We start from the raw sequence: 20,258 nt of genomic DNA on the forward strand, positions 1-20,258 counted from the left end.
TGCGCCTACTTGGGCTTGATCGCGTCCTTGGCCTTCTCCTTGGCGGCACGCAGGTCTCCCTTGGTCTCCTCGGCCTCTCCCTTGGCCTTCAGAGACTCGTTGCCCACGGCACCGCCGACCACCTTCTTGACCTTGCCCTTGGCCTGCTCGCCCTTGGCCTTGCCCTTTTCGTCCGCAGCCACAGTCACTCACTCCTGTCTCGCTCGAAAGAACCTTCCTTCCACCGTGTCGCCTGAGATTCCTCTCTCAAACAGGTCTCCGGGCTCGCAAAAATTGCGTCATGCGGACTGTTGGCTGTGTACCGATCGACGGCTGACCTGGGTGCCGGCAGGACTGCTCCGTCGCCCGTGCCGCGAGTGGGGAGTGGGTGCGGTGTGCCTGCCACAGCAGGAAGATCTCGCGTGGCGGGAGCCCTGGCTCGAGCTCGTCGGCGTACTTGTGCGGCGAGAAGCTGTCCAGGACGACGTACAGCTTCTCGCCGGGCCGACGCAGGCGCAGGGACTTGAGCAGGCCAAGGGAGGTCCGCACCCATCCCCTTACTCCCTGGACGAGTGGATCCGAAGTCGGCGATGATCAGTGGCATGCGGCAGTACGAGCGTGGCCCGGACGGCAGCTGGCACGACGGGCTGCTGATGGACCTGTTGGCGGAGGAGCTGGAGTAGGTCTCACGTTCGGCAAGGATCCGTCCAGCCCGACCTGCGACGCCGTCGGCGTACAGGTGGATGCCTCCGCGCATCTGTCCGCCCGTGGAGCAGTCCGCTGCAGGAAGCGGTCGGACGGGTCATCGCCCGGGGATGGTCCGTCCCGTTCTGGACGCTCGTGAGGCGTCGGTGAGGTCGGCTCCGGTGGCCGCGTCACGATGGGAGTTGACGGTGCCGTGCCAGTCCAGGCACATGACGGTCGCGTCGTCCTGCAGGTGGCCATCGTTGGCGTCGACGATCGCCCCGATGAGGGTGCGGGCGGCTTCGCGTGGATGCAGCGCGCGGGTGCGCATGATCAGGTCGGCCAGATCGAGGCTGCCTGCGTTGCGCTCCAGCATGCCGTCGGTCAGCATCACCAGTCGGTCGCCCGGCCGCAGGTCCAGCGACTGGACCTGGTAGGTATGTGGGATGGGGAAGCCGAACGGCGTGTCGATCTTCGGGGTGATTTCCTGCACCTCTCCGTCTCTCATCCGCAGCGGCCAGGGGTGCCCGGCGTTGATGAACTCGGTCTTGCCATCGATCAGGCTGATACGGAGGAGTTGGCCGGTGACGTAGCCCTGGCGGCCGTGCTCGTGCATGGCCTGGTCGGCCTGGCGGGCCTGTTCGGCGAGGTCGGCACCGGCTCGCCGCGCCCGCCGCAGGGCGCCCACCAGGAGGCTGGCCAGCAGCGCGGCGTCGACGTCGTGTCCCATGGCGTCGGTGACGGAGAGCTGAACACTGTCCCGGTCGATGACGTAGTCGAAGGTGTCGCCCCCGACGTGGTCGGCCGGTTCCAGCGCCCCGGCGACCGCGAACTGGGCGGCCTCGCACGCCAGCGAATCCGGGAGCAGCCGGTGCTGGATCTCCGCGGCCAGGCTCAGCGGAGTGGTGCGGCGGCCCCACTGGTACACGTCGGTGTAGGACCGGTTGGCGATGACGATGTACGCCAGCGCGTGCGCGGTCTCGCCGATCTCCCGCATCACCTCCGCGTCCGGCGCCACTGGCAGGAACAGTTCGAGGAGCCCGATGGCGTCCCCGCGGTTGGTCACCGGGGCGACGACCCGCACCAGCGCGCCCTCACCCTTGTCCTCCACACCCGGCCTCTGGGTACGGATGACGTCGTCGTACAGGGTGCCCCGCAGCTTGATCCGCCGGGCGGGTTCGTCGGTATCGACGCTGCCCGCCGCCCCCAGCCGTACGACTGAGCTACCGGTGAAGTCGGTGATGAGGAACGACACCGACACGGCCCCGAGGTGCTCCTTGAGCATGCGCGCGACCACGTCGAGCGACTCCACCGGCGCCGCGGCCTCCGCCGCCTCCAGCGTCCCCGCCAGAGTCATCGCGCTGCCCAGGCGACTCTCGTCTTCGGGAAGACGAAAGGCCTGCCCGCCGTCCGGCCCTCTTGCGGTCACAGCGACTCCCTCAATTGCTCGATCACGCTCGGGACGCTGCCCCGGATACGCGAAAGAGCTGTGCCAAGCCCCGTGCCGGACAGGTCAATTGCACCACGGGACCCGGGTCCGCACCGCCCGCCGGCCCCTCTCGGACCATGTGCGGCCAGGTCCCTGCCAGGCCCGAGTCCTGTGCTTCGGCGGGCTTTTGCCGCAGTCATGTGACTGCGAGGAGGATGGCGGTGTAGTGCGCGGTGAAGGCTGCGATGGTCAGGGCGTGGAAGACCTCGTGGAAGCCGAACCAGGCCGGTGAGGGGTCGGGACGCTTGAGTCCGTAGACGACGGCGCCCGCTGTGTAGAGCAGACCGCCGGTGATGACGAGTACGACGACCGCGGTGCCGCCGGTGCGCGCGAAGTCGGGCAGATTGAAGACGGCGACCCAGCCCAGGGCGATGTAGCACGGGGTGTACAGCCACCGGGGAGCCCCGATCCACAGGACGCGGAAGGCGATGCCGGCCAGGGCGCCTGCCCACACCACGGCCAGCAGCACCAGCTGCCGGTGCGCGGGCAGCAGCAGTACCGCGAGCGGCGTGTAGGTACCGGCGATGATCAGGAAGATGTTCGCGTGGTCCAGCCGCCGCAGGAGCGCTTCCCCGCGCGGACCCCACGTTCCGCGGTGGTAGACCGCGCTGGTGCCGAACAGCAGGCAGGCGGACACCGCGTACACCGAGCAGGCCGCCACTGCCGCCGCCGAGCGCGAAACGGCGATCAGGACGATGCCGCCGACCAGCGCGAGCGGGAACACGCCGGCGTGCAGCCAGCCACGCATCCTCGGCTTCAGCACAGCGGCAGCGCGCTCGGCGACGCCTTCCAGACCGGCGGCGGCCTGCCCGCCCGTCAGCCGTCCGGTCGCGCCGGAAGGCGGGTCAACAGGCTTGGCGCGCGGGGCGTCGGACGCGGTGCCGGGGACGGGCTGGGAATCTCGTCCAGGTGCCGGCGGCTCAAAATCTTCGGCGATCATGCGCTCATATTCTGGCATCGGCGGATGGGGCGGCCCAGCGCGTCTCCGCGGGCCCGGGATCAGGCACAGGCTGGGTGTCAGGATGCGGCGCGACGGTACTCGGCGTTGATGCGCTGGGCTTCCTCGAGCTGGTCTTCGAGGATGATGATGCGGCAGGCGGCCTCGATGGGGGTCCCCTGGTCGACGAGTTCCCGGGCTCGGGCGGCGATGCGCAGCTGGTAGCGGGAGTAGCGGCGGTGTCCGCCCTCGGAGCGCAGCGGGGTGATGAGTCGGGCTTCGCCGATGGCACGGAGGAAGCCCTGCGTGGTGCCGAGCATCTCGGCGGCCCGGCCCATGGTGTAGGCGGGGTAGTCGTCGTCGTCGATACGGCCGTACGAATCCTCTGCTGTCACGTACACCTCTCTGTCGAATCTCTGTCGAACGCGTGGAGGGGCCCTGGCGCCGTACGGCGCCAGGGCCCGAAGGAACTGCTACACCATCTGCCGACCCTCGTGCTGCGTCGGCCTTCTGTCTCCGCGGACCCGACCGAAACGCTGCCGGGAATACGGGGATCGCGGTTGCTCGACCGGAGACCACCTCACTATCGATGTCCTGCGGTACCCGGGTTCAAGACTTCCGCCCGGGCGATCCTGATGGCGCTCGGCTCCTCCGTTCTTCCCTGGGTGATCAACTGCTTGCCAAACGGGAACTGCGTACTGCTCGGTACTACGAACTGCACCTACGGGTACTGCCACTGCGGTACTGCTCACGGCGACCCCTGATCACTGCGGGCCACCCGGTCCGGTCGTCAGCCCCGTCGCCGTCCTGCAACAACCCTGGCTTCGAAACTCCACCACCGCACCGTCCTGCGCACTGCGACTGCACTACTGCTGCCCGCCAGTTCGTGTCTGCCGGGCCCTGCTGTCTCTCTGGGCTACGAGAGAAACCATAGCCACCCAGCCGCCCCATGTCTACTCTCGCCAGCATAGATTTTCGCGCGTGGATGCTGAGGTATGGCTTCGCGGAAAGGTGCGCCCCGGGTCACGCCCGAGGAGGTCGTGGCTGCTCGCCCTTTGCGGGCAGGGCGATGCGAGCCGTGATGCGCTTACCGACCGGCTCCTGCTCGATGAACAGGTCCTCGGTGACGGCCTTGACGATCTCCAGTCCGTGCTGGCCGATCCTGCCGGGATCGGCCACCCGGGCTACGGGAACGGTGGGCTCGCTGTCCCACACGACGACGTCCACAGCGCGGGCGTTGATGCGCAGTTCGAGCAGAACGGGGCCGGGAGCGTACTTGCGGGCATTGGTGACCAGCTCACTGACCACCAACTGGACGAAATCCCTCACGCGCGGGGGCACGGGCAGGTGATGGTCTGCGCGAGCCTGGTCGAGAAAGGCGACGGCATGGTGGCGGGCATCGGCAATGCAGCCGTCATCACCGACCAGGGTGTGGCCGACGCGCATCAGGTACGCGTTCGGCGCCGTACAGGCGTCATCGCCGGCATGACATCCCACGTGTTCGCCCTCACTCCCCCCGTCCACGCATGCCAGTACCCACGACGGCGTCATACATGCCACCAGGGATGTTGTCCGGCATCACTGCGGCGGGGGCGGATTCCGAGCACCTCGGGTCCGTATCCGGCGTGCGGTCCCCTTTGAAGTGACACGGTGGCCGCCGACTGCCTTCCTGGGGGCGACGGCGGCCAGATCCCTGGCAGAGGGGCCGATGGCGGCGCCGTACAGCGTGGCCATCGGCTGGATGTCGAACTGGCACAGCCGAAGGGTCGCTTCCCAGCACACTGACGTCCAGGTGATCCAGCACGGTGGACCCTCGGGTCCGCCGTCGGCCCGCAGGGCACGGCAAGGGCGGCGAGGTCGTCGCGAAGTCGCCGACCGTCAGCCGTCAGCCGTCAGCCGTCAGCCGTCAGCCGTCGATGCTGGCCATGTTCACCTCGTCGTGGCGTTCACCCGCGGCCGGGGTCAGGTTGTTCAGGCGTTCGAGCTGAGCGGCGCTGAGATAAGCGAGGGCCGCCACAAGTCCGTCCAGGCCATGGCGTCTCATTGCCCACAGCTCGGTGCCCCACGCCGGAACCGCCTTCCGCCCGCTGCGACGGGCTTGTTCCTGACCAGGGGGCCTGCTGGCCTGCTGGGGCATGGGTTGTCCGGATGACGTCTCGCCGAGCACACACCGTCAAACGACCCGCTCGGCCGTATGCAGCAGCGACACAGGCAACCGGGCGCCACGCGGCCGATGCTGGGCGTGCCCCTCCCCCAGCCCGCCCGAGGAGTTCCCGTGCCGCTGTCTCGTCTCCCCCAACTGCGTCTGCCGGTCGGCGCCGCGCTGGCCGGCGCCTGTCTGGCAGCCCTGGTGTCCGCACCGTCCGAAGCCGACACGCCCCGCCCCGCTCCGGACCGCGCACTTCAGAGCCAGCTCGAACAACTGGTCCACGCTCCGGGCGGCCCGCCCGGCGTCATAGCCGTGCTCCAGCGAGGCGAGTCACGCCGGATTCTGCGCGCCGGAGTCGCCGACCTCGATACCGGTAGGCCGGTCGAAGCGACCGACCACATGCGTATCGCCAGTACGGCGAAGGCGTTCAGCGGCGCCGTGGCACTGCGGCTCGTCGACCGGGGCGCGCTCGGCCTCGATGACACCATCGGTCGACGGCTGCCTGTGCTCCCACATGCCTGGCACGCGGTGACACTGCGCGAGCTCCTGACCCACACCAGCGGCCTGCCGGACTTCAGCCGGAGTCCGGACTTCGTCAGGATCCTCAAGGCAGATCTGCATCATCGCTTCGACTCCCGGCGGCTACTCGACTTCGTGGCCGGCGAGCCGCTGCTGTTCCGTCCCGGTTCGCGGTACCAGTACTCCAACTCGGACAACATCGCCGTGGCCCTGATGGCCGAGGCGGCCACCGGGAAGCGCTACGAGGAGCTGTTGCGTCAGTTGGTGTACCGCCCGCTCGGCCTGCACGACACGAGCCTCCCCCAGGGCTTCGAGTTGCCGGAACCGTACATGCGCGGCTACGACGTCCCCATCCGGCCGCCGGCCGCACCGGAGGACGTCAGCGAGCTGATCGGCGCCTCGGGGGTGTGGGCGTCGGGCGGAATCGTCTCCACTCCGAGGGACATGACCAGGTTCATCCGCGGTTACGCGGGCGGCGCGCTGATCTCCCGGGCGACACTGAGCGAGCAGCGCCGTTGGGTCGACGGCGCCTCGGAACCGGCGGGTCCGGGCAGGAACAAGGCGGGGGCGGCGATCTTCCGCTACACCACGAGATGCGGAGTGGTGCTCGGCCACACCGGAAACACACCCGGCTACACCCAGCTGATCGCCGCGACACCGGACGGCGAGCGGTCACTGACGTTCTCGCTCACCACGCAGGTGAACGAGGCGACGAAGCCGCAACTCCTGGAAAAGCTGCGCGAGGTCGAGGAGAACTTCGTCTGCGCGCTGCTCCGGGACTGACCGCTGGTTGAGGTCGTGTCACTCCTCGCCCTTCCAACGGCTCCGCCGCCCGCGAGGCATACAAAACAGGTCGATGTCGAGCGCGGTCCGACGGTCAAACGGCAGGTTGCGGCCGGTGACCCGGTGCGGCCACACGGCCGCTCGATCCAGGCAGAAGACCCCTTGGGTTCGAGGATCGCGGAGACAGTCAGTCGCGACGGTTCAGGCATAGCGATTGAAGAGGGCTTCCAGGTATCCCTCCAGCCGTTCGGTCAGGACGCTGGCCGTCAGATCGTCGCGGCCCAGTTCACGCCAGGGAACAGCGACCTTTTCCGCGTCCGGAGCGAATCCCGACGCGTCCAGCAGCCGCCAGTAGAGATGGGCGGCCAAGGTTCCTCTCGCGGCGACGTAGCGATCGGCGAATCGCATGCCTGCGGGAATCCCGTGCAGTAGGGCGAGGGCCGTCGAGCAATGTGCCACGTCCAAGTCGGCCGGCCCCCAAGAGGTCTCCACCCAGTCGACGACACCACTGATCCGAAGGTCATCGTCGGTGCCTGTGAAGAGGACGTTGCCGGGATGGAAGTCCCGGTGCAGGAAGCAACCCTGATGAGCCGGGGGCTCCCGGCGAATGACGTCGACAGCCCGCTGCCAGAGCTCGGGCCGCTCGGTGGCCGCGGGCGGATTCACTCGTTCGGGAGAGGTCCAGGCCTGGTAGGCGCGAGGCTGTTGGTGCGCGGTCACCGGCAGTTGATGGATACGCGCCAACTGCCGGGCCAGCAGTTCAGCGCGGTCATCATTGCTCTGATCCTCCAGGCGTACGGTCCCCGGCAGCAGGGACATCAGCAAGGAGGGGTGATCGCAGTACTGCGCCGTCGCGTCCACCGCCATGACCGTGGCCGCGGGCACGTCCGTCTCATCGAGCAGGCGCAGGACAGTCGCCTCACGGGTCAACAGGCCCTCCGCATGCCGAACGAAGAACGGCTTGACGAAGGACCGCAGGACAAGTGAGCGCCGACCATCCGGACCGCAGAGGTCCAGGCGGCTCATCTCCGATGTCCAGCCGCCGCGCAGTCGCACCATCTTTTCGATGCGCTCTGCCTCGGACAGGCCCTTCTCCACCCAGGAGCGCGTGGCACTCCAGCCCTGACTGTCGAGATCGAAGCCGTTGCCCTCGGTCCCCTCACCCGAATCCATGGGGGCAGAGTATCCGTCTCGCCGTCAACGCATTCGGGTATTCCGACGCTGCGCCATTCGCCCGTCAGAGGGCAGTGTTCGTCGGCGGCGCGACCTGCCATGGGCAGAACCCATGGGCTTCACCCGCTACCCACGTTGCCCGTAACGCCGCCAGGCACCTCCGCCGTCGCGGGAGATCCACAGCCCTTCGCCCTTCACCAGGTCGTACGTCGATGTCGTCGCGTCCGCGATGCCGTAGAGGGTCGTGCCGTCGACGGTGAACGACGTGAACTTCACCGGCGTCCTCAACTCGTGGAAGGCGCTGTTGGTGCGATCGTCGGCGAGCCAGTAGCGGCCACCTTCCTCACCGACGAGCAGCCGCCCGTCCGTAAGCAGTTCCAGGACCAGCGCCTCCGCACCGCCTTTCAGGTCCTTCCAGGCAATGCCGCCGCCGAGGACCGTCCGCCAGTGCGCGCCGTCGTCCGTCGTCATCCACAGGCCCCGCACGCCCTCGCCCCGAATGAGGGACAGTGCCGCGGTGCCACCCCGCGCGGCAAGGACGCCTCCCGTGTACGGCGTGGGGACGGCCACCGAGCCGAGGGTGCGAGCGTCGCGCTGCCATACGACGCGGTTGGGGTCTGCGGTCAGGGGCTGGGTGAGGCTCCAGACCGTGCCCCGCTCGTCGACGGCGAGGCGGATGGCGTCGTCCGGCACTCCGGCCGGGGGCGCCACGGTTCGCGTGGCGGGGCGGTAGATGAGGGTGGGCTCCGGTTCCGCGAGCAGAATGTCGCCGGAGCGGGTGCGCAACGGGGTCCCGGTGAGGACTGCCTTGTGCCGCTTGCCGTGTACGTCGAGGGTCCACGCTCCCTCCGCGCCTTCGTCCCGGGGCACCCGTACGAAGCCTCCGCGCACCCCCTTGAACGCGGGTGGCACATCCTCCGCGTTCGCGTGCTCCGCGTGCTCGGCGACCGTACGGCCGTCGGGGCCGACTATGCGCCAGGCGGTGGCGGCCGGCCCCTCGTCGTCCTCGACGTTGTCGGCCTCGTACGTCAGAAGCAGCGAGTCGTCGTCCGCGCCGACCACGCCGTAGGGTGCGCCTGCCATTTCGATGACGTCGGCGGGGTGCGGGTGAGGATCTTCGACGACTCGCTTGTACTTCGCCTCGCGGCCCCCGGCCTCCCCGTCGCCGGAGCCACCCGTGCCGCAGGCGGTCATCAGCGCCAGCGCCGTACCCGCCGCGAGCCCGACCGCCCGCGTCCCGCGTTTCCTCAGCCACACCATTGCCGCATCCTCACATGAGGCGGCGACCCCCGGATGTCATCCGGAGGCGTCGGACACGGACCCCTGACAGGCCATGGTCGGCAACCCACCGGGCCGCCTTCACACCGCGATGATCTGCCACTGCTGCTGCGTCGCCCGGTTGTACGTCTCCTGCTCGATGCCGGCGCCGTTGGCGGTCGAGGCGCCGTCGACGTTGAGGGACAGTCCGCTGAGCCGGTTGGTGAGGTAGAAGTAGCCGTCCCCGGTGGGCGTCACGGCCCAGTGCTGCTGGAAGACGCTGTCGTCCGACCAGATGCCCACCCTGCCGCCGTCCACGCGTGAGAGGCCTGCCACTTCCATGAGCTTGCCGCTGCTGACACTCCGGATCTTGTAGTAGCCGTCGTCGGTGGAGACGAAGGTCCACTTCTGGTTGTCCTGGTTCAGCCAGGGCCACTGAAGGACGTCGGTGCCGTTGGCGGTACCCGCCCCGCTCACGTCGGCCACCTGGCCGCTGTTGCGGTTGACCAGGCGACAGACGGTTCCGTCTCCCGGCAGCACAGGGGACACCAGGACCGGTCTGGCGGTCCTGCCGCCGATGCGGACGGCGCCCATGTTGACGTAGCCGCCAGTGCCGGCGGTGGCCTGGATCCGCACGAAGCCAACACTCCTGGCGTTCCACTCGGCGACCTTGGTGACGCGGTCGGCGGCCCACGAACCGGTGGCGACCTGGGTGAAGGTCGCGCCGTCGGTGCTGGTGGAGATGGTGTACGAAGTGATGTCGCCGTCGGTGGAGTCGTTGCGGTTCCACTGTTTGGGCAGGTACTCCAGGTTGGAGACGTCGCTCCATACCCCGCCCAGGTCGATCGTGATCGAGTGCGGCTGGGACGGGGACAGTCCCCAGGTCGACCAGCAGGTCTCGAAGTCCTTGTCGCTCAGCCCGTCGATCGCGTTCATCGGGCCCTCGCCGGTATGGAATCCGGTCGCGTAGGCACTGACGGGTGTCACGGGGTGTTCGGCGCGTGGCAGTTGCGCCGGCAGGGGCGCCCTGGAGGTGTTGGGGCTCCATACCGCCCCGACTTCGGCGAGCCGGTTGACGACGTTGGTGTCCAGCCTGCCGTCGCGGTTGGGCGGGCAGTTGAGGATGAACGAGGTGTACTTCGGTTCCAGGTCCGCCAGGTGGCTCAGGATCGACGCCTTGCTCATCAGGCTTTCGGACGGCGTGGACGGATGCCAGAACCATCCGTTGCTGATCGTCTGCCCCTGCATGGAGGCGAAGGTGTTTCCGGTCGGCGAGGTGATGCCCAGCGGCTCCTCGAAATAGATCGCGTCGCCGAGGAACGGTACGGCCAGCCCACCGTGGTCGATCATGACGATGTCCGGCTGGAGCGACTTCACGTGTTCGCGGATCCGCTGGTAGGAGACGGCCTGCTGGCCCATCTGCCATGCGTAGCCGTCGGTGATGAACATGTCGATGGTGCCGTAGCCGGTGAGCAGTTCGGTGATCTGGTTCAGCATGTAGGTGAGGTCACCGGGCTGGATCGTCTGGTCGGCGGCGACGCCGTGCCGGCTGTCGTACGCCTGCACGCTGTAGGTGCGGTCCCAGATCGAGTAGTAGAGGCCCACTTTCAGTCCCTTGGCCCGGAACGCGTCCACGTACTGGGCGACGACGTCCTGCTTGTAGGAGCTCTGGGCGACGTTGTAGTCGTTGTACGCGGTCGGCCACAGGCAGAAGCCGTCGTGATGCTTGGTCGTCAGCACGCCGTAGCCCATCTTCGCCGCCGCGGCAGCCGCCGCCCACTGGGCACAGTCCACCACCGTGGGGGCGAACAGGGCGGGGTTCTGATTCGGGGCTGCCCACTCCTCGTTGGTGAACGTGCCCATGTTGAAGTGGTTGAACATGCCGAACCGCATGTCCACCATGCTGCTCAGGTTGGTCGGGGCATCAGCGGCTGCCGCCGCGGACACCGGGCCCGAGAGGGCGGGGACGACGGGCAGCACCGTCGCGGCGGCAGCGGCGCCGGCCGCCCCGAGCGCTCTACGGCGGGACAGACTTCCTGACGGCATGCGCTCACTCCCAGTCCTGTGGCCTCAGCGCCATGGGGCCGTTCCGCGCGAGGTGTTACGCATGAAGTTCGACCATGTGACACCAACATGTCAACGGTTTGATTGGATGTAAAGCCAAGACAGCACAGCGCATTAGCCGCTATAGCTGATATTGCGGCACCAATTCACCGACATACATGGCATGTTTGCCCCTCGGTCACGCCCTAGTCCGGCAGGGACTGCTCGGCCCAGATCGTTTTGCCGACGGCCGTCTGGCGGCTGCCCCAGCGCTCGGCCACCTGAGCGACGAGCAGCAGTCCGCGTCCGCCCTCGTCGAAGGTGCGGGCCCGCCGCAGGTGCGGGGCGGTGTTGCTGCAGTCGGAGACTTCGCAGATGAGCGCATCGGCACGGATGAGTCGCAGTTGGATGGGGCCGTCGCCGTAACGGATGGCGTTGGTGACCAGCTCACTGACGATCAGCTCGGTGGCGAACCCGAGTTCGGCCAGCCCCCAGTCGGTCAGCTGTCGGCCCGCCATACGGCGGGCCCCGGCGACGGCCGCGGGGTCCATGGGCAGCTGCCAGGTGCGTACCTGGTCCGCGCCGAGCGCCGAGGTGCGCGCCAGGAGCAGGACGATGTCGTCGGCAGGAGGATCGGGCCGCACCTTGCGCAGCACCTCGTCGCAGGCTTCCTCCAGGCTGGCGGCGGGGCGGCGCAGCGCTTCGCCCAGCAGGTCAAGCCCGACGTCGATGTCGCGGCCCGGGGCCTCGATGAGGCCGTCGGTGTAGAGGGCGAGCAGGCTGCCCTCACCCATGTCGATCCGGGCGGACTCGAAGGGAAGTCCGCCCAGGCCGAGCGGTGGCCCGGCCGGCAGGTCGAGCACCTGTGCACTGCCGTCGGAGGTCACCAGGACCGGCGGCGGGTGCCCGGCCCGCGCCAGGTCGCAGCAGCCGGTGACGGGGTCGTAGACGGCATAGAGGCAGGTGGCTCCGACCTCGCCCGAGGCCCGCTCCGCCTGCCGTCGCGCATCCGGGCCCTCCTCCCGGTCGAGACGGATCACCAGGTCGTCCAGCCGGGTGAGCAGTTCGTCGGGTGCGAAATCGGCGTCGGCGAGGGTCCGTACCGCGGAGCGCAGACGGCCCATCGTGGCCGAGGCGTGCACACCGTGGCCCACCACGTCGCCCACCACCAGCGCGACCCGGCCCCCGGAGAGTGAGATCACGTCGAACCAGTCCCCGCCGATCTCGTCCCCCGGGCCGGCGGGAAGATACCGGTAGGCGAGGTCGACCGCATCCAGCTGCGGCAGCCGCTCGGGCAGCAGACTGCGCTGAAGCGCGAGCGCGGTCCGGCGCTCACGGGTGTAGCGGCGGGCGTTGTCGATACTCACCGCCGCCCTGGCGGCGATCTCCTCGGCGAGCAGCAGATCGTCCGGGCCGAAGACGTCCGCGGTCCGGTGCCGCATGAGGTGCATGACACCGAGGGTGATCCCCCGCGCGCGCAGTGGCACCATCATCACCGAGTGAATCTTGAAACGCCTCATGCTCTCGGCACGGGCCGGGGAGGCCGTCGACCACGCGCTCAGCAGCGGGTCGCCCGCACGGTAGTAGGCGCCGCGGCCGGTGATGAGCGCCTCGGCCGGTGGTGAGCCGGGAGGGTAGACGTCGGTGTCGCCCGCGGAGACCACGGCTTCCGGGCATCCCGGGAGTACCGACCGCTGCGCGGTACGGCGGCAGACGACCGGTGTGGCGGACGGTACCGGTTGCGGCTCATGTCCCTGGACGACCGATTCCAGCAGGTCGACGGTGACGAAGTCGGCGAATCCCGTCACGGCCACCTCCGCCAGTTCCTCGGCTGTCCAGGTCACGTCGAGAGTGGTGCCGATGCGCACACTGGCGTCGTTCAGCACCGCCAGGCGGCGGCGGGCCAAGTACTGCTCGGTGATGTCGATCACCAGCGCCGACACTCCCAGCACCGCACCGGCCGGGTCCTTCAGCGGGGAGAGGAACACCGACCACGCGTGATCGCGGATCTCACCGGAGGCTCGAAAAGGCTGCTCCTCGCGGAAGATCGTCTCACCGGTGCGCACTACCTGGCGCTGAAGGCGGTCGATCTCGTCCAGGGGTGGGGCGGGATAGATCTCCCACAACGTCCGGCCCCGCATCTCCTCCGGGCTCAGTCCCATGGCCTGGCTCATCACCTGGTTGCAGGTGACGAACCGCGCCTCACTGTCGTAGATGGCCACGGGCAGCGGGAGCTGTGCGAGCGTGAGGTCCCACAACTCCGCCGCCCCTGCTTCCGTAGGCCCGGAGGGGTAGGTGACCGCCGCCGGGGTGACGATCCAGTGCGTCCTGCCTCGCCCATCCGCCAGCGGCGTGCCCCGGAGCTGCACGGTGACACGGTCCCCATGCCTGTTTCGCAGCGCCAGATCGCACGTCCACAGCTCCCTGGCGGCCAGGCGCCGCCTCATCGCGGCGGGCAGCTTCGCGGCAAGCAGGGCGACGGCCCGGCGGCCCAGCACCTCCTCGGGCTCGTACCCGAGCAGTCGCCCGGCTCCGGCGCTGCACGCCATGACAGTTCCGCGGGCGTCGATGACGACCGCGAAGTCCTCGGGCATTCCTGCGCCCGCTGCTGCCGCGGTCGTGTCGGGCTCGTTGTCCATAGGCGTATCCCGACCTCGTACCTGCCGCGAACCGGCACCGCGCCGCGGCGCCCGTCACGGGCGCCGTCTCCCAGCATCCCGCCACGGCACACAGCGCTCAACCCGGCCACGGCGAGCCCGTCGGACGACGGGCGCCGGAGACGGGCCAGGCTGGAGGGACGTCGACGACGGCCCGAAGGGTGCCTCATGTGCCGGAACGATCAGCGCGGGGCCGAGAGCCAGAGCTTTCTCCAGAGCCTTCTCCAGGGCCGCCCGCAGTTGTTTGCGGTCAGGGAGAAGGGGGCCGCCGGTCGGCCCTTCGGGGGGGCCGCCACAGGTGGGGCAGGAACACCCGCCCCCGTCCGCCGCCATCGAGACCTGAAGGTGGTGCGCCGCCTCCCGGCGTTGTCCCGGCGGCCCGTCAAGAAACGTGTGGTGCGTGCTGGACCAGCCGTACCTGGCGCTGAACCGGCGGGATGTCGTCGCCGCCCCGTCCAACCGATGGATCGTCCCGCGGGCGCGGCTGCTGGACGAGCCGAGGTGGGAGGCATGGCCGAGGCGGCGGACGGCTTCGGTGGCGGGCGCGTGGCGGAACGACCCTGGAGGCGCCGTGTCAGGCCGGGCGGAGGACGCAGAACTCGTTGCCTTCCGGGTCGGTCAGAATCTTCCACGGGAAGTCGCTCCGGCCTACGTCGGCGAGCCTCGCGCCGAGGGCCTCCAGCCGGGCCACCTCCGCAGCCTGATCGTCACCGAGGGAGGGCACCACGTCGAGATGGGCACGGTGGCGCATGTCCTTCAGGTGGGGCGTGCGGAGGAATTCCAGATACGGGCCGACACCCTTGGCGGAGCGCAGCAGCGCGCGATCGTCGGTCATCTCGTGGGGGGTCCAGTCCATCGCCTCCTCCCAGAACCGGGCCATGGCCCGCGGGTCCGCGCAGTCGACGACCACCGCGGCGATCGGCCCGGTGTCCCGGTAGATCTCCCGAGGCTCCAGGACGCAGAACACGTTGCCCTCCGGGTCGGCCAGAGCTGTCCATGGGAGGTCATCTCGGCCCATTTCGGCGGGCGTCGCACCGAGTTCCTTCAGGCGTGCGACCAACTCCGCGTGATGGGCCGCGGAGTTGGTGGCGAGTTCGATGTGCACACGGTATTTCACTGTTTCGGGGTCCGGGACGGCGATGACATCGACGCAGATGCCGGCCGGGTCCGACCAGGTGAAACCCACGGGCTTCACGCTGGTCGCACCGGGTTCCGCACTGGAAACACCCCAGTCGAGCGCCTCCCCCCAGAACCGGCCCACCGCCGAGTCGTCCCGGGCTTTGAAGTTCACCTGAACAAGTTGCAGCGCCATGTCGCCAACCCTAGACCTGAGGGATGAACTCACTGTCGAGGCCGCCGAGTTCGGACGGCGGCCGGAAGCCGATCACGACTTCCCTCCGATCCGGATCGGAGGCCACGGCCGGACGTCATGTGACGGTCGGAAACGCCGGCACCACCTCGGCAGGTGCCGCGCTCGATCTGCGGCATCAGTGATCGGTGCTCCGCCAGAACCGCTCCGTGCTGTGCTGGGCTGTGCTGTGACCTCACACGCGAGTTGTCCCGTTCGCGCCGTCCCTGTCGGGCAGCGTGCCGGTGCGGGCCACATCGGCGTACCAGCGCGCGCTGGCCTTGGGGATGCGCTTGCCGGTCGGGTAGTCGACGTAGACGGCACCGAAGCGCTTGCTGTAGCCGTAGCCCCACTCGAAGTTGTCCAGCAGGGACCACAGGAAGTAGCCGCGCACGTCGACGCCGGCCACGATCGCCCGCCGTACGGCCGACAAGTGGTCGTGCAGGTAGGCGATGCGTTCCGGGTCGGCCACCTCGCCCTCCGGGTTGACGTAGTCGTCGAACGCGGCCCCGTTCTCGGTGATCATCAACGGCATCGAGGGGAAGTCCGCCTTCAGGCGCGTCAGCAGTTCGTACAGACCGCTCGGGTCGACCGCCCAGCCCATCGCCGTGGTGTTGCCCGGAGGCAGGTGGAAGGCGACCCGGTCGGCGCCCGGCCAGGGGGTGTGCTCGCTCGCCCCATGCCCGTCGGAGCCGTGGCCGGCGTCGCCGGTGGCGGCCGAAACAAGGGTGGGCGAGTAGTAGTTGACGCCCAGGAAGTCCAGCGGCTGGTGGATCGTGGCGGTGTCGCCGTCCCGTACGAAGGACCAGTCGGTCAGACCGGCCGTGTCCTGGAGGAGATCTCGCGGGTACTCGCCCTCCAGCATGGGACCGGTGAAGACACGGTTGGCCAGCGCGTCGATCCGGCGGACCGCGTCGAGGTCGGCTGCGGCCTCGCTCAGCGCGCGGACGTGGTGGACGTTGAGCGTGACGGACGCCCGGGCGCTGGACGGCAGTTCGGCGCGCAGTGCCTGAACGGCCTTGCCGTGGGCGAGGTTGAGGTGGTGCGCCGCGCGCAGGGCCGCCACCGGGTCGGTGCGACCGGGCGCGTGGACGCCCGAGCCGTATCCGAGGAAGGCGCTGCACCAGGGCTCGTTGAGGGTGGTCCAGGTCTTCACCCGGTCCCCCAGCGCACGGGCCGCCAGGGCCGCGTAGTCGGCGAACCGGTCGGCGGTGACGCGCTCCGGCCAGCCGCCCGCGTCCTCCAACTCCTGCGGCAGGTCCCAGTGATAGAGCGTGACGACCGGTTCGATGCCCTTCTCCAGCAGCGCGTCGGTCAGGGCACGGTAGAAGTCGAGCCCCTTCTCTACTGCCGGGCCGCGGCCGGTCGGCTGCACACGCGGCCACGACAGGGAGAAACGGTAGGCGCTCACGCCGAGGTCGGCCATGATCTCGACGTCCTCGCGCCAGCGGTGGTAGTGGTCGGTGGCGACGTCACCGGTGTCGCCGTTGCGCACCATGCCGGGCGTGTGCGAGTAGGTGTCCCAGATCGAAGGGGTGCGGCCGTCCACCGCGGCGGCGCCCTCGATCTGGTAGGCGGCGGTCGCCGTGCCCCAGGTGAATCCCGGCGGGAACCTGGTGAGGGCGGTGTTATCCGGGGTGGGCGCGACACGTCGGGCAGTGGTGGTCACGTGGGTCCTTCCAGCTGTACTGCGGGGCGGGAGCGGCGAGTTGGGGTGGCGGGCCCGGGGCGGATCCCGGCTGCGGGGTGAGGGCGGGGCGCTCATCCCTTGACCGCTCCCTGCATGATTCCGCCGACGATCTGACGGCCGAAGACGATGAACATGGCGAGCAGGGGCAGCGTGCCGAGCAGGGCGCCCGCCATGATCAGTGACTGGTCGCGCACATATCCCGCGCTCAGCTGGGTGAGCGCGACGGGGACAGTCGGATTGGACATGTCGAGCACGATGAACGGCCAGAAGAAGTCGTTCCAGGCGTGCACGAACGTGATCATGAACAGTACGGCCATGGGGGGCCGGGCGATCGGCAGCACGATGCTCCAGAAGATGCGCAGGGAGTGCGCACCGTCCACCCGCCCGGCCTCGACGAGTTCGTCGGGCAGCGCCTCGGTGAGGTACTGCCGCATGAAGAACACGCCGACGGCACTGACGAGCGTGGGGAAGATGACGGCGGGCAGCTTCTGGCCCAGGCCCAGTTCGGTCATCATCATGAACAGTGGTACGACGCCGAGTTGGGGCGGCACCAGCATCGTGCCGATGACGAGCATCAGCAGGATGTTGCGGCCCTTGAAGCGGAGTTTGGCGAACGCGAAGCCGGCGAGGGTGGCGAACAGCACCGTGGACAGGGCGATCACGCCTGCCACGATCAGGCTGTTGAGCATGGCCTTGCCCAGCGCGGCGTCGTTCCAGGCCTTGCCGAGGTTCTCCAGGAGGTGGGGTCCGGGCAGGAACGGCGGAGGCGTCTGGGTGACACGCGTGTTGTCGGTCGACGCCGCCACCATCGTCCAGTAGAGCGGGAAGAGGGAGAACAGCGCCGCGATGCCCAGGAGGATGTAGGCGACGGGGCCCGCGTGGTGCTGTCGTCCGGCGCGCGGGTGCGCGAACAGTCTCCGGCGCCGTCCGCCCGACGGCGAGGCCACGCGGCTCTTCCGCGCGGTTTCGGAAGGCGTGTCCGCCGTCCGGACCGGGATGCTGTCAGTGGTCATGGAGATCTCCCGGTCAGGCCTTGCGCGCCACGACGCGCTGGACCACTCGTTGGACGACGAACACGACGATGAGCAGCAGGAACATCGCCCAGGCAACCGTGGCGGCCCGGCCCATCTGGTAGTTCTTCCAGCCCTCCTCGTACAGCAGCAGTCCCAGCGTCTGGTACTGGTTGTCCGCTCCCCCGGTGATGCCGTTCGGGCCCTGGCCGAAGATCAGGGGCTCACCGAAGAGCTGGGTGGCGCCGATCGTGGACAGGACGATGGTGAACACGATGGTGGAACGGATGCCGGGGACGGTGACCATCAGGAACTGCTGCCACCGCGAGGCGCCGTCGATCGCCGCGGCCTCGTACCGGTCGCGCGGGATCGCCTGCATGGCGGCGAGGTAGAGCAGGGCGTTGTAGCCGGTCCAGCGCCAGATGACGATCGAGGAAATGGCCGTCTGCGCGGCCCACTTGTTGTTCTCCCAGTCGATGTTGTCGACACCGAACAGGCTCAGCATCCAGTTGATCATGCCGAAGTCGCGCTCGAAGAGCATCGTGAACACGAGGGCCGCGGCACCCACCGACGTGGCGTACGGCGTCAGGGCGGCGACGCGGAAGAACGTCGAGCCGCGCAACTGGTAGTTGAGCAGATGAGCCAGGCCGAGCGCCATCAACAGCTGTGGCACGGTCGACAGGACGCCGATGGTGATGGTGTTGAGCAGCGCGTTCCAGAAACGGTCGTCGTCCCACAGGGCCGTGTAGTTGTCGAAGCCGACCCACTCCATGAGGTTCAGGGTGGACAGTTCGACGCGGTGCAGGGAGATCCACGAGGTGTAGATCAGCGGGTAGAAGCTGAAGGCGGCGAAGACGACGAAGAACGGGGCGACGAAGGCGTACGGGGCGCCCCGGACGTCGAGGCGGTGCAGCAGCGTACTGCGCCGCCGTCGGTCCCCGCCGGTGCCGGTCCCGGCCGGCGGGGCGGTGCCGGGCGCACCGGCTGAGGGTGTCGAGGTGGAGATGGCCACCGGAAGGCGTCCTTCCTGGAAGGTGAGGGAGGCGGTCGGGGGCCCGGCGACCCACACGGGCCGTGCGTGGGGCGCCGGGCGGCTGCGGAGACGGGCGACGGGACCCGAGGTCAGCCGATGGCCTTTCCGATGCGCTTGTCAGTGGTCTTCCAGGCCTGTTCCGGGCTCTTGTTCTGCGCCTCGATCAAGGTCAGCCCCTGGGAGAAGATGTCCTTGATGGTGCCGTCCTTGCGGCCGAGCACCTGCTCGTCGGGGATCTCCTGGGCCGCGGCGCCGAAGATCTTCCCGATGGGCGCGCCGCTGAAGTAGTCCGACTTGGCGTCGACCACTTCGGGCATCCCCAGTGCGGTCTGCGACGAGGGGAAGTTGCCGATCTTCTTGAACAGGTAGGCCTGCTGCTCGGGGGCGGTGAGCCAGGCGACGAGTTCCTGTGCTTCCTTCTTGACGGGGCTCTTCTCCATCACTCCGAGGAACGATCCGCCCCAGTTGGCGCCCTTGGGTGCCTTGGCGACGTCCCACTTGCCCTTGTTCGCCGGGCCCGCCTTCTCGCTGATGTGCGCGAGCATCCACGCCGGGCAGACGGCGGTGGCGAAGGTGCCGTTGGCCAGGCCGGGGTCCCAACCGGGCTGGAACTGGCGGAGTTTGGCGGTCAGACCGGAGGTGGCCGCCTCGGAGGCCAGCTTCCACGCGTCCTTCACGACGGGGTTGGTCGCGTAGATCAGCTCACCCTGCTTGTCGTAGAACTGCTGGGAGTTGCCGTAGATCATGGCGTTGAACAGCCCGCTGGAGGTGTCCATGAAGGCGACCTTTTCGGCCTTCGAGTTCTGCTTGAACCGCTTGCCCGCGTCGACGTACTTCGACCAGTCGCCCTCCCACAGCTTGGCGACCTCCTCGCGGTCGGTGGGCAGGCCCGCCTGCTCGAAGAGGTCCTTGCGGTAACAGACCGCCATCGGGCCGATGTCGGTGCCGAGGCCGATGACCTTCTTGTCCGCGGTGGTGACCTGGCTCTGCTTCCACGGCAGGAAGTGGTCGGTGCCGGGCACACCGGCCAGATCGACGAACTTGTCCTGCTGGGTGTCGGACAGTTCCTTGGCCCGACCAATCTCTATGCCCTGGATGTCCTTCAGTCCGCTGCCGGCGGCCAAGTGGGTCTGCAGGGCGGTGTAGTAGGTCTGCTCGTCACCCGCGACGTCCGCCTTGATGACGACGTTCGGGTGCTCCTTCATGTAGGTGTCGAGCAGCCCGGTCTCCTTGAAACCCATGACGCCGAACAGGCCCATGGTGATGGTGACCTTGCCGTCCTTCTTTCCCCCACCCGTCCCTCCGCTGTCGCTGCCCCCACAGCTCACGATCAGCCCGAGAGCCGACACAGCCGACACTGCGGCGACGACTCTTGTGTGTAACTTCCTTCGGAACTTGTCCATTCGATCCTCCTGGCGGCGGCGCTGACGCACCGGGGTTCGAGTCCCACGGTCCGCTCCGTAGGCACGATTTGTCTGGTGGGTACGTTCCCAAAACGCGATGGGAA

The 20,258-nt window shown here is 68.6% G+C and carries 17 protein-coding genes; 1 reads left to right on the forward strand and 16 read right to left on the reverse strand.

Annotated elements, in window-relative coordinates:
• Positions 1–5: 5 nt before the first annotated feature.
• From G3I71_RS22200 to G3I71_RS22240, 7 genes are all read right to left on the reverse strand, one after another.
• Positions 6–182: a CsbD family protein gene (locus G3I71_RS22200; RefSeq protein WP_164316594.1), complete on the reverse strand. Its 177-nt coding sequence runs from the start codon at positions 180–182 to the stop codon at positions 6–8.
• A 64-nt stretch (positions 183–246) separates the two neighbouring features.
• A complete protein-coding gene (locus tag G3I71_RS51295) occupies positions 247–528 on the reverse strand; it encodes a hypothetical protein (RefSeq protein ID WP_239149289.1) in 282 nt (93 codons plus the stop codon).
• Between the two features lie 253 nt (positions 529–781).
• Positions 782–2,020 carry a PP2C family protein-serine/threonine phosphatase gene (locus G3I71_RS22220; RefSeq protein ID WP_164316710.1) on the reverse strand — a complete coding sequence of 413 codons (1,239 nt, stop codon included), beginning with the start codon at positions 2,018–2,020 and terminating at the stop codon, positions 782–784.
• 268 nt (positions 2,021–2,288) lie between these two features.
• Entirely contained in the window at positions 2,289–3,092 is an 804-nt protein-coding gene (locus G3I71_RS22225) for a hemolysin III family protein (protein WP_239149290.1), read from the reverse strand.
• 77 nt (positions 3,093–3,169) lie between these two features.
• On the reverse strand, positions 3,170–3,484 hold the full coding sequence (locus G3I71_RS22230; protein WP_164316595.1) for a MerR family transcriptional regulator: 315 nt from the start codon (positions 3,482–3,484) through the stop codon (positions 3,170–3,172).
• A 628-nt stretch (positions 3,485–4,112) separates the two neighbouring features.
• Entirely contained in the window at positions 4,113–4,586 is a 474-nt protein-coding gene (locus tag G3I71_RS22235; RefSeq protein ID WP_343243032.1) for an ATP-binding protein, read from the reverse strand.
• 409 nt (positions 4,587–4,995) lie between these two features.
• The gene (locus G3I71_RS22240) at positions 4,996–5,133 is read right to left on the reverse strand and encodes a hypothetical protein (RefSeq protein ID WP_164316572.1); all 138 of its coding nucleotides are present in this window, start codon (positions 5,131–5,133) and stop codon (positions 4,996–4,998) included.
• Between the two features lie 231 nt (positions 5,134–5,364).
• Here G3I71_RS22240 and G3I71_RS22245 point away from each other — a divergent pair, with 231 nt between their 5' ends.
• The gene (locus G3I71_RS22245; protein ID WP_343243033.1) at positions 5,365–6,540 is read left to right on the forward strand and encodes a serine hydrolase domain-containing protein; all 1,176 of its coding nucleotides are present in this window, start codon (positions 5,365–5,367) and stop codon (positions 6,538–6,540) included.
• A gap of 201 nt (positions 6,541–6,741) precedes the next feature.
• Here G3I71_RS22245 and G3I71_RS22250 read toward each other — a convergent pair whose 3' ends face one another.
• The 9 genes from G3I71_RS22250 to G3I71_RS22290 all read right to left on the reverse strand — a co-directional run bounded on the left by G3I71_RS22250 (position 6,742) and on the right by G3I71_RS22290 (position 20,154).
• Positions 6,742–7,713 carry a phosphotransferase family protein gene (locus tag G3I71_RS22250; RefSeq protein WP_164316596.1) on the reverse strand — a complete coding sequence of 324 codons (972 nt, stop codon included), beginning with the start codon at positions 7,711–7,713 and terminating at the stop codon, positions 6,742–6,744.
• 126 nt (positions 7,714–7,839) lie between these two features.
• Positions 7,840–8,973 carry a hypothetical protein gene (locus G3I71_RS22255; protein WP_164316597.1) on the reverse strand — a complete coding sequence of 378 codons (1,134 nt, stop codon included), beginning with the start codon at positions 8,971–8,973 and terminating at the stop codon, positions 7,840–7,842.
• Between the two features lie 99 nt (positions 8,974–9,072).
• Positions 9,073–11,016, reverse strand: a complete 1,944-nt coding sequence (locus G3I71_RS22260; RefSeq protein ID WP_164316598.1) for an alpha-L-fucosidase — start codon at positions 11,014–11,016, stop codon at positions 9,073–9,075.
• Between the two features lie 203 nt (positions 11,017–11,219).
• Entirely contained in the window at positions 11,220–13,652 is a 2,433-nt protein-coding gene (locus G3I71_RS22265; protein ID WP_164316599.1) for a SpoIIE family protein phosphatase, read from the reverse strand.
• 592 nt (positions 13,653–14,244) lie between these two features.
• Entirely contained in the window at positions 14,245–14,982 is a 738-nt protein-coding gene (locus G3I71_RS22270) for a VOC family protein (protein WP_164316600.1), read from the reverse strand.
• Positions 14,983–15,214: 232 nt separating this feature from the next.
• Positions 15,215–16,687 carry a GH1 family beta-glucosidase gene (locus tag G3I71_RS22275; RefSeq protein ID WP_343243034.1) on the reverse strand — a complete coding sequence of 491 codons (1,473 nt, stop codon included), beginning with the start codon at positions 16,685–16,687 and terminating at the stop codon, positions 15,215–15,217.
• A gap of 92 nt (positions 16,688–16,779) precedes the next feature.
• On the reverse strand, positions 16,780–17,721 hold the full coding sequence (locus G3I71_RS22280; protein ID WP_164316602.1) for a carbohydrate ABC transporter permease: 942 nt from the start codon (positions 17,719–17,721) through the stop codon (positions 16,780–16,782).
• Between the two features lie 13 nt (positions 17,722–17,734).
• Positions 17,735–18,730, reverse strand: coding sequence for a carbohydrate ABC transporter permease (locus tag G3I71_RS22285; protein ID WP_164316603.1), 996 nt, complete (start codon positions 18,728–18,730; stop codon positions 17,735–17,737).
• 110 nt (positions 18,731–18,840) lie between these two features.
• Positions 18,841–20,154, reverse strand: coding sequence for an extracellular solute-binding protein (locus G3I71_RS22290; RefSeq protein WP_164316604.1), 1,314 nt, complete (start codon positions 20,152–20,154; stop codon positions 18,841–18,843).
• Positions 20,155–20,258: the final 104 nt, after the last annotated feature.

Source organism: Streptomyces sp. SID12501 (assembly GCF_010550245.1).
Classification (GTDB): domain Bacteria; phylum Actinomycetota; class Actinomycetes; order Streptomycetales; family Streptomycetaceae; genus Streptomyces.

Bases quoted from the DNA above. Each gene is read 5' to 3' on its own strand.
- G3I71_RS22240 (WP_164316572.1), bottom strand. From the start codon at position 5,133: ATGAGACGCCATGGCCTGGACGGACTTGTGGCGGCCCTCGCTTATCTC.
- G3I71_RS22255 (WP_164316597.1), bottom strand. From the start codon at position 8,973: ATGGTGTGGCTGAGGAAACGCGGGACGCGGGCGGTCGGGCTCGCGGCG.
- G3I71_RS22265 (WP_164316599.1), bottom strand. From the start codon at position 13,652: ATGGACAACGAGCCCGACACGACCGCGGCAGCAGCGGGCGCAGGAATG.
- G3I71_RS22280 (WP_164316602.1), bottom strand. From the start codon at position 17,721: ATGACCACTGACAGCATCCCGGTCCGGACGGCGGACACGCCTTCCGAA.
- G3I71_RS22250 (WP_164316596.1), bottom strand. From the start codon at position 7,713: ATGGATTCGGGTGAGGGGACCGAGGGCAACGGCTTCGATCTCGACAGT.
- G3I71_RS22260 (WP_164316598.1), bottom strand. From the start codon at position 11,016: ATGCCGTCAGGAAGTCTGTCCCGCCGTAGAGCGCTCGGGGCGGCCGGC.
- G3I71_RS22290 (WP_164316604.1), bottom strand. From the start codon at position 20,154: ATGGACAAGTTCCGAAGGAAGTTACACACAAGAGTCGTCGCCGCAGTG.
- G3I71_RS22270 (WP_164316600.1), bottom strand. From the start codon at position 14,982: ATGGCGCTGCAACTTGTTCAGGTGAACTTCAAAGCCCGGGACGACTCG.
- G3I71_RS22225 (WP_239149290.1), bottom strand. From the start codon at position 3,092: ATGATCGCCGAAGATTTTGAGCCGCCGGCACCTGGACGAGATTCCCAG.
- G3I71_RS22220 (WP_164316710.1), bottom strand. From the start codon at position 2,020: ATGACTCTGGCGGGGACGCTGGAGGCGGCGGAGGCCGCGGCGCCGGTG.